The sequence below is a fragment of the Thalassospira profundimaris genome, assembly GCF_003326755.1.
GTDB classification, from domain to species: Bacteria; Pseudomonadota; Alphaproteobacteria; order Rhodospirillales; family Thalassospiraceae; genus Thalassospira; species Thalassospira profundimaris_B.
In genome coordinates this window covers 271,217-284,158 of sequence record NZ_JPWH01000001.1, presented here as the reverse complement: position 1 = coordinate 284,158, position 12,942 = coordinate 271,217, and the positions used below count along the sequence as shown (strand labels likewise).

The following is a 12,942-nucleotide window of genomic DNA, read 5'->3' as shown; positions in this document are numbered from 1 at the left end:
TCATGCTGCCAATCCGGTCTCTTAAAGGCCCAGTACATCGGACATGGCATAAAGCCCGGCATCCTTGCCAAAGGCCCATTTCGCCGCCCGAACCGCCCCCTTGGCAAAAACTTCGCGCGACGAAGCCTTGTGCGTAATCTCGATACGTTCGCCCTCACAGGCAAAAACCACGGTATGATCGCCGATCACATCCCCGCCGCGCAGGGTGGCAAAGCCGATTGCCCCATCTTCACGGGCGCCAGTATGACCATCACGGGAACGCACGGCAACGTCATCAAGCGCCACACCCCGACCGCGTGCCGCTGCTTCGCCCAGGCCCAATGCGGTGCCAGACGGTGCATCAACCTTGTGCTTGTGGTGCATTTCCACAATTTCAATATCGGCTGTGTCCTTGTCCAGAATTGCAGCAACCTTCTCGACCAGGGCAAAGGCCAGATTAACGCCAACACTCATATTCGGGGCAAAAACAATCGCTGTTTTTTCGGCAGCCTTTTCAAGCTCTGCTTTCTGATCCGCCGACAGGCCGGTCGTGCCAATCACCAATACCGTCCCGGTTTCGGCGGCCAGCGCCGCATGCTTCATGGTCGCTGCCGGGGCGGTAAAATCAATCACCGCATCAACCCCGTTGAACAGGGCCTTGGGGTCATCGCCAATGGCAATGCCGCATTCTTCCAGCCCGGCCACCAGCGCAATATCCTTACCCACAAAGGAACTGCCCGGAAGGTCGGTTCCCCCGCCAATTTCACAGCCGCCAGTTTTGACCGTTTCCGCGACCAGCATCCGTCCCATCCGTCCGGCACACCCGACAATCCCGATTTTCATTTTTAGCCTCCTGTAGGCAAATCCGTTCAATATGCCATTTGCTTTAGCACATCGCGCCAACCGATGAAACGGCGGGAACCGCGCAAATATCACCCGGAAAAAAAGGGGCAATGCCAACACATCCCCCCTTTAATCCTGTCTGACAGCAATGCCGGTTTAATAACCGGCCACGCACCAACCATTACCCAATCAGATTGAATCAGGGATGATCAATCGCCGGGGCGTTTTGGGCCGCTTCCCAAACGCCATCAAGTTCGGCAACGATTTGCGCCGAAAGCTCCACACCCGAAGCCGCAATATTTTCCCGCAAGTGGGCAACCGATGACGTGCCGGGAATCAGCAGGATATTGGGCGCACGTTGCAGCAACCAGGCCAGCGCAACCTGCATTGGCGTCAGTTGAAGGCGCGCGGCAATATCAAACAGGATCTGCGATTGTAGGGGCGAAAAACCACCCAGCGGGAAGAACGGCACATAGGCGATATTCTGTTTTGCCAGCTCATCGATCATCGCATCATCATGGCGGTGTGCCAGATTATAGTGGTTCTGCACACATACAATGTCGGTAATGCCCATGCCTTCGCGAATTTGCGTCGCGGTAACATTGCTAAGCCCCAGATGGCGAATAAGGCCCTGCTTTTTAAGGTCCGCCAAAACCGAAAGCGGTTCAGCGATTGATCCTTCTGCCGGGCCATGAATGCCATGCATACTGCGGAAATTGACAACCTCCAGGCAATCCAGCCCCAGATTGCGCAAATTGTCATGCACCGCCTGCGTCAGTTCGGCGGGTGACATGGCGGGCAACCACGCACCGGTTTCATCGCGCCGCGCTGCGATCTTGGTCACGATCAGCAAGTCATCCGGATAAGGGTGCAATGCCTTGCGAATGATCTGGTTGGTAACGTGTGGGCCGTAAAAATCGCTGGTGTCGATATGGTTGATGCCCGCCTCTATCGCGGCATGCAAAACCTGTTCTGCCGCCTTGGGGTCACGCGGCGGACCAAACACACCGGGCCCGGCAAGCTGCATGGCACCATAGCCCATGCGCTTTACTGTATGACCGGCAAATTGAAATGTTCCTGATTGATCGATGATGGACATTGGGAATCTCCTTTCTGGATGACCCAAAGCTAACGCTTGCAACACTGATCGACAATTAGGCACAATCTGAACAACTTGTACGGAATAACGAACAATGAATGTTGATCTTGGCGATCTGAATGCCTTTTTAACCGTCGCCCGCGCTGGTGGTTTCCGCGAGGGGGCAAGGCTGAGCGGCGGCAGCGCATCCGCACTGAGCGATGCGATTCGCCGCCTTGAAACGCGCCTCGGGGTGCGCCTGTTTAACCGCACCACCCGCAGTGTTGCCCTAACCGCGGCGGGCAATGGCCTGCTGGCCCGGTTGGAACCGGCATTGGGCGAAGTTGCCAATGCCCTGGATGTGGTGAATGGCTATCGTGATCGCCCGGCGGGCACCTTGCGGCTGAATATTCCCGTCAGTGCGGCGCGCCTGGCCCTGCCCGAAATCATCCCCGCCTTTCTGGCAAAATATCCCGAAATCCTGCTTGAAATCATTACCGAGGAAAGCTTCGTCGATTTAATGGCCGAAGGCTGCGATGCCGGCATTCGCTATGACGAACGCCTGGAACAGGACATGATCGCCATTCCCATCGGCCCGCGAAAACAGCGATTCGCGGCGGCCGCCTCGCCAGATTATCTCGCCCGCAACGGCACCCCGCAGCATCCGCAGGACCTGCTGGATCATTCCTGCATTCGCGGGCGTTTTGCCAGCGGTGCCATGTTCCCGTGGGAATTTGAAAAAGCGGATCAAACCCTGGAAGTCGCCGTCACAGGCCCGTTTATCATGCGTCCGGGGGGTGGCACCGACCTGGCCGTGGAGGTCGCCAAGGGCGGCATTGGCATTATCTATCTGTTTGAAGACTGGCTGACACCCTTTTTCAAGGAAGGTTCGCTACTGCCAATTCTTGAAGAATGGTGGCCCTCTTTTCCCGGTCCCAAACTTTATTATCCCGGGCGCAGGCTGGTCCCTTCGCCCTTGCGAGCCTTTATCGATTTCATCCGCGCCTGGCCGCTACATACATAGCATTCCGGCCGTCCGGCCTGCATGAACGCATATCTCTAGCCGGCTTTGCTGCCTTCCTGCCTATCCTCTTTTACGGCATCATCATCGCGGATGTGGCCAAAGCGGCGGGCTTCTTCGGGGTAATCCTTCAGGCGATGGTCAAAATCAGCCGCAATATCGGCCAATGTGATGCTGGCAAAACGGTCCATCATCAGGGTCCGGGCCAAATCCAGCGTGTCGTCAATCGCGTCATTTACCGCCTGTTCAACCAGGCAGCGTGGCTGTTCATCGGCATTGCCAATGGCAAACAGGGGCGGTTCGCCCAGCGCATTATATATATCGCGCAAGGTAATATCGGCCAGATCACGCGCCAGTTGCCAGCCACCGCCATGCCCCTTTTCCGATGACACCAGGCCAGATTTTTTAAGCCCGCCCAGCGTGCGTCGCACCACAACCGGGTTGGTGCGCAACATCATGGCGATTTCGTCGGACGTGGCGTGAGGCCGATGACGGTCCAGGTGGATCAGCACATGTAACACCCGTGACAGCCGGTGATCCTGTCTCATTGCATTCTCCTGTTCGCATGATCGAGCTATAGCAAATTCACCACCACGTAACAATTAAAGTTACAAACTTCTTGACCCTCCATTCTTTCCATGTTTATGAAACTTCATAAGTTACGTAAACATGGATCGCAAATGGTGGCCCCACCTCCCAATGGAAGGAAATCCCATGCAACACGATTTTGATACGATCATCATTGGCGGCAGCTTTGCGGGCATGTCGGCGGCCCTGCAACTGGTCCGCGCCCGGCAAAAAGTCCTGGTGCTGGATGGTAATGTGCGCCGCAACCGCTTTGCCCGCCATTCTCATGGCTTTTTGGGCCAGGATGGCGCCAGCCCCGATAACATCATTGCCACATCCCGCGCCCAGCTTTTGAAATATCCGACGCTAAGCTGGGAAAACACGCTGGCCCAATCAGCCGAACAGATGGGCCGATTATTCAAGATCACAACCGAAACCGGGCAAAGCTATCTGACGCGCACCCTCGTTCTGGCAACCGGTGTCACCGATACCCTGCCCGATATACCCGGCCTTGCTGAACGCTGGGGGGATCGCGTTTTTCACTGCCCTTATTGCCACGGTTATGAAATGGACCAACAGCCCCTTGGCGTGCTTGCCAGTTCCGACCTTGCCATGCACCAGGCGCTGATGCTGCCCGACTGGGGCCCCACCACCTTTTTCCTTAATAATGCCTTTGATCCTACCGACATTCAGCTTTCCCAGCTTGCACGGCGCAAGGTGACACTGGAACGCACCCCTGTTGCCGAAATCACCGGGGATCAGGCAACTGTGCGCTTAACCGATGGCCGCAACATTCCCCTGGCCGGGTTACTGATCCAAACCAGAACCGCCATCACATCACCCATCGCATCCCAGCTGGGCTGTGCCTTTGTCGAGGGCCCACTTGGCCCCTATCTGCAAACCGATGCCATGATGGAAACCACCATTCCCGGCGTTTTTGCCTGCGGGGATGCCATGATCGCGGCCGGTTCGGTGGGGCTGGCCGTTGGCAATGGCATACGTGCAGGCACCGCAGCCCACCATTGCCTGATTTTCTGGGATGATGCGTAATTCCAGCACGTTCTGAACCGTTTCCCACCGTCGGCCATAATCCGCACCGCAAAAGAAAACCCCCTGCAACATCGCTGCAGGGGGTGATCCTTTTTCGCACGGCAAAGCCGGTTCCTTAATCCGTCAGGTCTTTCCAGATTTCCTTCATCTTGGAAAAGAACCCTTCGGATTCCGGGTGGCTGCCTTCTTCACGCGAAATATCGTCAAATTCGCGCAACAGCTCTTTCTGCCGGTCCGACAGATGCACCGGTGTTTCGACACTGACTTCAACAAACATGTCACCCCGCGCCTGGGAGCGCAGGATGGTCATGCCCTTGCCGCGCAGGCGCAATTGCTGGCCGGACTGTGTCCCGGCCGGGATATTGATGCGCGTGCGCGTGCCTTCGATGGTCGGCACCTCAATGGTACCACCAAGGGCTGCCTTGGTCATCGGGATCGGAATGCGGCAATGCAGGTTTGCCCCGTCACGCTGGAAGAAGCGGTGCGGCTGAATATCAAGAAAGATATACAGATCACCCGAAGGCGCATTGTTGGCCCCGGCTTCCCCTTCGCCCGCAAGGCGAATGCGCGTGCCATCCTCGACACCGGCGGGAATCGTCACCTGAAGGTTTTTCTGTTTTTCAACACGACCGGCACCGTGGCAAACCTTGCACGGATTTTTGACGATCTTGCCCTGCCCGTGACAGGACGGACAAGTACGTTCAATGGTGAAAAAGCCCTGCTGGGCACGCACCTTGCCATGACCATTACAGGTCGGGCAGGTCACAGGCTGGGAACCAGCCTCGGCCCCGCTGCCATCGCAGGCATCACACTGAACCGAACCGGGAATCGTGATTTCCGACTTTTTACCCTGGAAGGCATCTTCCAATGAAATCGCCATGTTATAGCGCAGGTCGGCACCACGATTGGGCGAACTGCCACGACGGCCACCGCCACCGCCCATCGCACCAAAGATTTCGTCAAAAACGTCGGCAAAGCCGCCACCGCCGAAGCCGCCAAAGCCACCGGCCCCAAACGGACCCCCACCGCCGCCAGCACCACCCTGTTCAAAGGCGGCATGACCAAACCGGTCATAGGCAGCGCGCTTGTCCGGGTCCTTTAGGACATCATAGGCTTCGCTGACTTCCTTGAATTTTGCTTCGGCAGCCGTGTCGCCCGGATTTTTATCCGGATGATACTTCACTGCCATTTTGCGATAGGCGCTCTTGAGCTCGGCTGCGCTGGCATCCTTGCTCACGCCCAAAAGCTCGTAATAATCCTGTTTCGCCATCCGTTACTCCGGAAATACGGGCGGGCCGTCCGCACATTTCATAACACAAGATATGAGTGCTGAACGGCCCGTCACGAGTTACAGGGCGGCGTGCATGACGACCGCACCGGTCGTCTTACTTGTCTTTCTTGCTGTCATCGACTTCTTCAAAGTCGGCATCGACAACACCATCATCAGCCTTGCCTTCGGCAGACGCACCGGCTTCACCAGCATCATCACCGGCTTCGGCCTGCTGGGCCTGATACATGGCTTCGCCAAGTTTCATCGAGGCCTGCTGCAATTCATTGACCTTGGCATTGATGGCTTCGGGATCTTCGCCGTCCTTGGCTTCCTTCAGGGCTGCCAGGGCATCGTCGATCATCGACTTGGTGTTGGCATCAACCTTGTCACCATGTTCGGCCAGGTTCTTTTCGGTCGAATGGATGATGGCTTCCGCCTGGTTGCGGGCTTCGACCAGTGCCTTGCGTTTTTTATCGCCTTCGGCATTGGATTCCGCATCCTTGACCATTTTTTCGATTTCATCATCCGACAGACCACCAGATGCCTGAATGCGGATCTGCTGTTCCTTGTTGGTCGCCTTGTCCTTGGCCGACACATTGACGATACCGTTGGCGTCGATGTCAAAGGTGACTTCGATCTGCGGTACGCCACGCGGCGCGGTCGGCAGGCCAACCAGGTCAAACTGACCCAGCATCTTGTTGTCGGCGGCCATTTCGCGTTCACCCTGGAACACGCGGATGGTCACAGCGGTCTGGTTGTCTTCCGCGGTCGAGAAAGTCTGCGACTTGCGGGTCGGGATGGTGGTGTTCCGGTCGATCAAACGGGTAAACACACCGCCAAGGGTTTCAATACCCAGCGACAGCGGGGTCACGTCAAGCAGCAGAACGTCTTTAACGTCACCCTGCAAGACACCACCCTGAATGGCGGCACCAAGGGCCACAACTTCATCCGGGTTCACACCCTTGTGCGGGTCACGACCAAAGAATTCCTTAACGCGTTCCTGGACCTTCGGCATACGGGTCATGCCGCCTACCAGGATAACGTCGTCAATTTCACCGGCCGAAATACCGGCATCCTTCAGTGCTGCCTTACACGGCGTGATGGTGCGTTCGATCAGATCACCGACCAGGGCTTCGAGTTTGGCACGGCTGAGTTTGACATTCAGGTGCTTCGGACCGGACTGGTCAGCAGTGATGAACGGCAGGTTCACTTCGGTCTGCATCGAGGACGAGAGTTCGATCTTGGCTTTTTCAGCCGCCTCTTTCAGGCGCTGCAGGGCCAGACGGTCCTTGCGAAGGTCGATCTGCTGTTCTTTTTTGAACTCGTCAGCAAGGTAATCAATGATCTGTTTGTCGAAGTCTTCACCACCAAGGAAGGTATCACCATTGGTCGATTTGACTTCAAAAACGCCGTCGCCGATTTCCAGAACCGAGACGTCAAAGGTACCACCGCCAAGGTCATATACAACGACGGTGCCGCCTTCTTTTTTGTCCAGGCCATACGCCAGGGCAGCAGCGGTCGGTTCGTTGATGATACGCTTGACTTCCAGACCGGCAATTTTACCCGCATCCTTGGTCGCCTGACGCTGCGAATCGTTGAAATATGCCGGAACGGTAATCACCGCTTCGGTTACCGGCTCACCCAGATGGGCTTCGGCGGTTTCTTTCATTTTCTGAAGAATCATCGCGGAAATCTGGCTCGGCGCCATTTTCTCGCCATTCACTTCGACCCATGCGTCGCCGTTTTCACCACTGATGATTTTATACGGCACCAGGTCTTTGTCTTTTTCAACTTCCGGATCCCCCATGCGGCGGCCAATCAGGCGCTTGATCGCAAACAGTGTGTTTTCCGGGTTGGTCACGGCCTGGCGTTTTGCCGGCTGACCCACAAGGCGCTCGCCGTCATTGGTGAATGCCACCATCGACGGAGTGGTACGTGCGCCTTCGCTATTTTCGATAACCCGGCCTTCCTTACCGTCCATCACTGCAACGCAGGAGTTGGTGGTGCCAAGGTCAATACCGATAATCTTGCCCATAATTCGTTCCTCTTTTAGCGGCCGGCCCGTCCCGCAGCCTTCGCCTTGAAGCGCCGCGCAGGACCTCCTGGGACCAATTGGTTGTCATAACGTGTTATACACGGGGCAATTACCCCGCGCACCTATATATGAAAGTCAAAACAAAGTCGCAAGCCGTCAAAATGTGGATTTTTGACGGTTTTTTCATCACAAACAGCCCCGGGACTGTCACAACTGACCCCAAAGCGGGGTTCTGTGCGCATATTTTCGGCCATCATCAACCAAAACCGGCCTTTTCCCGGCACCGGACCACTGGCCTGTTAAGGGCGCGTTAAGCACGCCTTCCTATCGCGATGTCGCACCATTCCGGCATATCAAAAGCTTCTCGCGCAGGGTTTGCGCCAGTTCCTGTTTGGCATCCTCGCCCAGAAACGGGGCAATTTCCACATCGCGCCCGTGACTGCGCAGGATCAGCCTGTGGCGCATTTCATCGCGCGGCAGCAAAATCACCTGCAGCCAATAGGTCTGAAAATCAAATTCCTCGCGTTCGCCGCGCACCGAAATACGGGTCAGACGGAGTACATTGCGGCGCAATTCAATCATTTCACCACAGCGCGCGGCTTGAAAATTCATATGAAAGGCAAAAGACAGCAACGCCACATCCACCCCCATAAAACCGGCAATCGGCCAGGCCCCCATCGACCAGAACAGCAATCCCAGTGACGATGTCACCCCGCCAACGCACAGAACAAGCCTGCGCGCGCCGCGCCGGGTGAGCGAGCGTTGCGGATGCAAATCGGTTTTGAAAACCGGTTTTTCGGTTCGTGGCAGTTTTGGCATTTTCTTACTGTCCTGCGCCAGACATCGCCCGCCCAAAAAACATCCCTGTCGGCTAACGACAAACCGGCAAAAGGCAGGATCGGGCGCGATCACGCGCACTTGGTGCAATATGTTCCCCTATCGGAGAAACACAACCGGGCTCACAGCCTCATGATGCCGTGAATTCTGGAATCACTCCAGCCTGATCACAAACAAAAATCGACCTGCGCCTTTCCCGGGCCTATAAATACGCAATAAACAATCAAACAATACCGGCCCGAACCCGCGCCTCAAACCAAAAGCAGAGATTCCGATGTCCCGCCCGATGAGCAAAGCCGCCATAGAAGAATTCTTCCAGCGCCTGTCCGATGCCGACCCGGAACCGAAAGGCGAGCTGGATTACACCAATGTTTACACCTTGCTGGTCGCCGTGGCCCTGTCGGCCCAGGCCACCGATGTCGGGGTGAACAAGGCGACCAAAAAACTGTTTGAAATTGTCGCCACCCCGCAGGATATGCTCAATCTGGGCGAAGAAGCCCTGATCAGCCATGTTCGTACCATTGGCCTTTATCGCGGCAAGGCCAAAAACATTATGGCCGCGGCGCAAATACTGGTCGATAAACATGGCGGCGTCGTACCCAACGACCAGGAGGCACTGGAAGAATTGCCTGGTGTCGGTCGCAAAACCGCAAATGTTGTGCGCAATATCGCCTTTGGCGAACCAACCATCGCGGTTGATACCCATATCTTCCGCCTTAGCAACCGTACCGGCATGGCCAAGGGCAAAACACCCCTTGCCGTGGAAAAAGCCCTGCAAAAAAAAATCCCGACCAAATTTATCCAGCACTCCCACCACTGGATGATTCTGCATGGCCGCTATATCTGCAAGGCACGTACCCCGCGCTGCCCGGACTGCATTGTTGCCGATCTGTGCAATTTCAAAGACAAAACACCCGCCGCGGAATAACCGGGCGGGTGCCTGTCAACAACGTGCTCTGGTGATCAGTCGTTGATCAAAACACCGCATCAAACGAGGCCGGGGCCGGGCTGATCACTTTGGCCCCGCTACGCGAGATCTGCATCACGGCATAACCGCGCTGGGTGCGGCCATCGGCCGTCAGGCGAAATACGCCATCAATGCCGGAAAAGCCTGTCGGGTTGGTCAAACCGTCCATCGTAATGCCCTGTTCCGTACCTGCCAGCACAGCGGCAAGGGCGGTGCTGTCATAAGCCAGGCTGACAATACGCGGCGGTTCGGACCCAAATGTTTTACGATAGCGTGCTGAGAATGCCTGCCAATTGCCCGGTTCCGGGGCGGCAAAAATCCCGCCATTCAGGGCCGGTTCGGCAAACAGGCCCGGATCATTCCAGCCAAAGGTGCCAATATATTGCACCGATGACGGATCCACATCGAAATAGGCCAGCAGGGCCGAAACCTGGCGCAATTCTCCGCCTGTTGCCGGCAGAATCAGGGCGTTAAAATCCGGATCGCCCAAGGTATCAAGCCCGGCCAGCCGTTGCAGGGCGCGCTGCGATGCGCTGGAGCCATCGGCTTCCAGTTCGGCCTTGCGCGCCACCAGGGCGGCATGGCGCTGGTTATATTCGGCGAAATCCTTTATCGTCTGTTCCATCGAATCACTGCCGGGCTGGTAAAAGGCGACCTGCCCCAGGCGCCCGCCCGCTGCGTTCACAATCCGGTCCAGCGAGGATGAAATCTGCCGGCCATAATCATTTTGCGGCAGCAGGGCAGCGAAATTGTATTTCCCCTGGCTGACCGCATAAGACGCCGCCCGTTTGATCTGGTCTTCGGGCGACAGGCCGTTCACCCACACCCCCGGTTCGGCAGCGCGGATATTATTGGAAAAGGATAAAACCGGCACATTGGCCTGTTTGGCCACTTCGCCAGCCCCATTGACCGAGTCCGAAAATAGCGGCCCCAAAATCAGCTTGGCCCCGGCATTGATCGCCTTTTGCGCTGCCAGACGCCCGCCGTCATAGGTCGCTTCGGTATCAATCGGCATCAGGACAAAATCATCACCCGCAGCGTCAAACAGGGCCAGTTCGGCGGCATGGCGCATTGCCCGGCCCAAATCCCCGTGCGGCCCCGATAATGGCAGCAGCAACGCCACCCGTTTATCGGTGGTGGCGGCTTCGTCATTATAAATGCCCGAAAGCACCTGCCCGTCGCCGGGCATACCATCAAACGGGCTGGGTTCACCAATCAGGCCCTGGTTGGGGGCACGTGTGGCCGCATCGGGGCCATTATTGGTGACAACAGGCGCTGGCTCACGGTTTGAATTCGTGTTAGTCAGGTCGGTACTGCACGCGCCCAGCCCCAGCGAAAGGACCAACACTGATGCCGTCCGGCACGCAAACCGGCGCCACGCCGAATTCCCGTTCCTCGTCGCAGACGGATGAAGTCTCGGAAAACCCACTCTCTTCACCTCCCAATGGCGTTATATCTTCGCAGGGTAATGCGGGCGATCCGGCAAGTAAACCGGATCAAACAGGGAATGACAAAACCCTGCCATTATCGGCCGGGCTCTATCTGGTTGCTACTCCAATCGGAAATTTGGGCGATATTACGTTTCGTGCGGTTGATATCCTTAAACGGGCCGAAATTATTTTGTGCGAGGACACCCGCACATCGGGCAAGCTTTTGTCACGTTTTGGCATAAAGACCAAACGCATTGCCTATCACGAACATAACGCCGAAAAAATGCGCCCGGAAATCATGGAAAGGCTGGGCAAAGGCCAGGCGATTGCCCTGATCTCCGATGCCGGAACCCCGTTAATCAATGATCCCGGTTACAAACTGGTGCGTGACTGTCAGGCGACAGGCCATACCGTAACGACGGCCCCCGGGGCTTGTTCCCCGATTGTCGCGCTGATTTTATCGGGCCTGCCCAGCGACCATTTTTTCTATGCCGGTTTCCTGCCGCCCAAATCAATGGCCCGGCAAAAGGAACTCACCCGCTTTGCCCCCATTCCCGGCTCGCTGATTTTTCTTGAAAGCCCCAAACGGCTGGCCGCATCTCTGCGCGACATGGCTGACTGCCTGGGGGCAAACCGCCCCGCGGCCGTCACCCGCGAACTGACCAAAATGTTCGAGGAAGTCCGCCCCGGCACCCTGGGCGATCTGGCCGCCCATTATGACGAAGCCGGTGCTCCCAAAGGCGAAGTGGTGATTGTGGTCGGCCCTGCCCCGGCCGGGTCCAACGACCCCACCGCCGAGGATATTGACAAGCGCCTGCGCGACCTGTTGCAAAACCACCGCACCAAGGATGCCGCTGATATTCTGGCACGCGAAACCGGCCTTAAAAAACGCGACCTTTATAATCGCGCCCTGGAATTGGGGCAGGATAAATAACAATCATGGGCATGGCACCCAAACGCCCCGCCCCACAGAACCGCACTCAGGCCCCCCGCATCCGGGCGGAACAATCGGGCCGGTTTGCCGAAAGCCTGTGCTGTTTCTGGCTTCGGATAAAGGGCTATCGCATTCTCGCCCGGCGCTATCGCGGGCCGGGCGGCGAAATTGATATTCTGGCCCGCAAGGCAAATATGCTTGTCGCAATCGAGGTTAAATACCGCAAAACCCGCGCCGATGCCCTGTTTGCCATCACCCCGCGCCAGCAGGGCCGCATCGCCCAAAGCCTGCAGGCATTTGCCGCCCGCACCGGGCATGCAGGCGATATGCGCATCGACGTCATGACCGTCAGCCCCAAAGGCCGCATTCACCATCATATCAATGTCTGGATGGGATAACCCCCTACCCAGCCCGGCAATCCGCCTCCAGCAGACGCGCCAAACGCAAAAGCCGGACGCATATCGCCCGGCCTGCCAGATCTCCCGAATATTGTTTTACATGCCCGCTGATCACGGGTGCATTTTGGCCCCTTTGGTGATTTTATCGGTCACCCGTTTTTCCGCCCGCAGAGCAATGCCCACCACCTTGGCGTCACCAGGCGCGAACTGGCCAAAAACCGCGCGGTTGGCGGCATCATGGCCGGTGGCAAACATTTCCTCGATATAAAGCGATGCCGGTACCCCGCGCTCGATAATCCGGTTATGGATTTTACCCATCGTGGCCGGATCGGCAGCCAGCACGATGGCGGGCTGCATTGACATGGGATTGTATTTATTGCCATTGCGGTCCACATAATCTTCGCCGATGATTTCGGGAAATTTCGCGATAATGCCGCTCATCAAAAAGGCGGTTACATTCAGGGCCTGCCAGCTTTGCAGGTCATTGCGCAGGACGATGGCAACTTTGGTATCAAACATGAACGTCATATTCC

At 56.8% G+C, this 12,942-nt stretch carries 13 protein-coding genes; 5 read left to right on the top strand and 8 right to left on the bottom strand.

Annotation, left to right across the window (positions count from 1 at the left end; genetic code table 11):
• Nucleotides 1-21: 21 nt before the first annotated feature.
• Both dapB and TH25_RS01315 read right to left on the bottom strand, forming a co-directional pair.
• The gene (dapB, locus tag TH25_RS01320) at nucleotides 22-822 is read right to left on the bottom strand and encodes a 4-hydroxy-tetrahydrodipicolinate reductase (protein WP_114086613.1); all 801 of its coding nucleotides are present in this window, start codon (nucleotides 820-822) and stop codon (nucleotides 22-24) included.
• A 199-nt stretch (nucleotides 823-1,021) separates the two neighbouring features.
• Nucleotides 1,022-1,921 carry an aldo/keto reductase family oxidoreductase gene (locus tag TH25_RS01315; protein WP_114086612.1) on the bottom strand — a complete coding sequence of 300 codons (900 nt, stop codon included), beginning with the start codon at nucleotides 1,919-1,921 and terminating at the stop codon, nucleotides 1,022-1,024.
• Between the two features lie 94 nt (nucleotides 1,922-2,015).
• Here TH25_RS01315 and TH25_RS01310 point away from each other — a divergent pair, with 94 nt between their 5' ends.
• A complete protein-coding gene (locus tag TH25_RS01310; RefSeq protein WP_114086611.1) occupies nucleotides 2,016-2,924 on the top strand; it encodes a LysR family transcriptional regulator in 909 nt (302 codons plus the stop codon).
• 35 nt (nucleotides 2,925-2,959) lie between these two features.
• Here TH25_RS01310 and TH25_RS01305 read toward each other — a convergent pair whose 3' ends face one another.
• Nucleotides 2,960-3,469, bottom strand: coding sequence for an Rrf2 family transcriptional regulator (locus tag TH25_RS01305; protein WP_114086610.1), 510 nt, complete (start codon nucleotides 3,467-3,469; stop codon nucleotides 2,960-2,962).
• A 166-nt stretch (nucleotides 3,470-3,635) separates the two neighbouring features.
• Here TH25_RS01305 and TH25_RS01300 point away from each other — a divergent pair, with 166 nt between their 5' ends.
• Nucleotides 3,636-4,538: an NAD(P)/FAD-dependent oxidoreductase gene (locus TH25_RS01300; protein ID WP_114086609.1), complete on the top strand. Its 903-nt coding sequence runs from the start codon at nucleotides 3,636-3,638 to the stop codon at nucleotides 4,536-4,538.
• Between the two features lie 115 nt (nucleotides 4,539-4,653).
• Here TH25_RS01300 and dnaJ read toward each other — a convergent pair whose 3' ends face one another.
• The 3 genes from dnaJ to TH25_RS01280 all read right to left on the bottom strand — a co-directional run bounded on the left by dnaJ (nucleotide 4,654) and on the right by TH25_RS01280 (nucleotide 8,662).
• Complete coding sequence (gene dnaJ / locus TH25_RS01295) at nucleotides 4,654-5,808, bottom strand: molecular chaperone DnaJ (protein ID WP_114086608.1); 1,155 nt, start codon at nucleotides 5,806-5,808, stop codon at nucleotides 4,654-4,656.
• 115 nt (nucleotides 5,809-5,923) lie between these two features.
• Entirely contained in the window at nucleotides 5,924-7,843 is a 1,920-nt protein-coding gene (gene dnaK, locus TH25_RS01290) for a molecular chaperone DnaK (protein WP_114086607.1), read from the bottom strand.
• A gap of 324 nt (nucleotides 7,844-8,167) precedes the next feature.
• Nucleotides 8,168-8,662, bottom strand: coding sequence for a DUF2244 domain-containing protein (locus TH25_RS01280; protein ID WP_114086605.1), 495 nt, complete (start codon nucleotides 8,660-8,662; stop codon nucleotides 8,168-8,170).
• A gap of 304 nt (nucleotides 8,663-8,966) precedes the next feature.
• Here TH25_RS01280 and nth point away from each other — a divergent pair, with 304 nt between their 5' ends.
• Nucleotides 8,967-9,608, top strand: a complete 642-nt coding sequence (gene nth, locus TH25_RS01275; RefSeq protein ID WP_114086936.1) for an endonuclease III — start codon at nucleotides 8,967-8,969, stop codon at nucleotides 9,606-9,608.
• A gap of 46 nt (nucleotides 9,609-9,654) precedes the next feature.
• Here the strand turns inward: nth and TH25_RS01270 are convergent, their stop codons facing one another.
• Complete coding sequence (locus tag TH25_RS01270; RefSeq protein WP_258548979.1) at nucleotides 9,655-10,995, bottom strand: penicillin-binding protein activator; 1,341 nt, start codon at nucleotides 10,993-10,995, stop codon at nucleotides 9,655-9,657.
• A 2-nt stretch (nucleotides 10,996-10,997) separates the two neighbouring features.
• Here TH25_RS01270 and rsmI point away from each other — a divergent pair, with 2 nt between their 5' ends.
• Together rsmI and TH25_RS01260 are read left to right on the top strand one after the other, a co-directional pair.
• Nucleotides 10,998-12,011, top strand: coding sequence for a 16S rRNA (cytidine(1402)-2'-O)-methyltransferase (rsmI, locus tag TH25_RS01265; protein ID WP_114086935.1), 1,014 nt, complete (start codon nucleotides 10,998-11,000; stop codon nucleotides 12,009-12,011).
• Between the two features lie 5 nt (nucleotides 12,012-12,016).
• Nucleotides 12,017-12,409, top strand: coding sequence for a YraN family protein (locus tag TH25_RS01260; RefSeq protein WP_258548978.1), 393 nt, complete (start codon nucleotides 12,017-12,019; stop codon nucleotides 12,407-12,409).
• A gap of 111 nt (nucleotides 12,410-12,520) precedes the next feature.
• On the opposite strand, the gene TH25_RS01255 is transcribed toward TH25_RS01260, so the two are convergent.
• On the bottom strand, nucleotides 12,521-12,928 hold the full coding sequence (locus tag TH25_RS01255) for a DUF2000 family protein (RefSeq protein WP_114086603.1): 408 nt from the start codon (nucleotides 12,926-12,928) through the stop codon (nucleotides 12,521-12,523).
• Nucleotides 12,929-12,942: the final 14 nt, after the last annotated feature.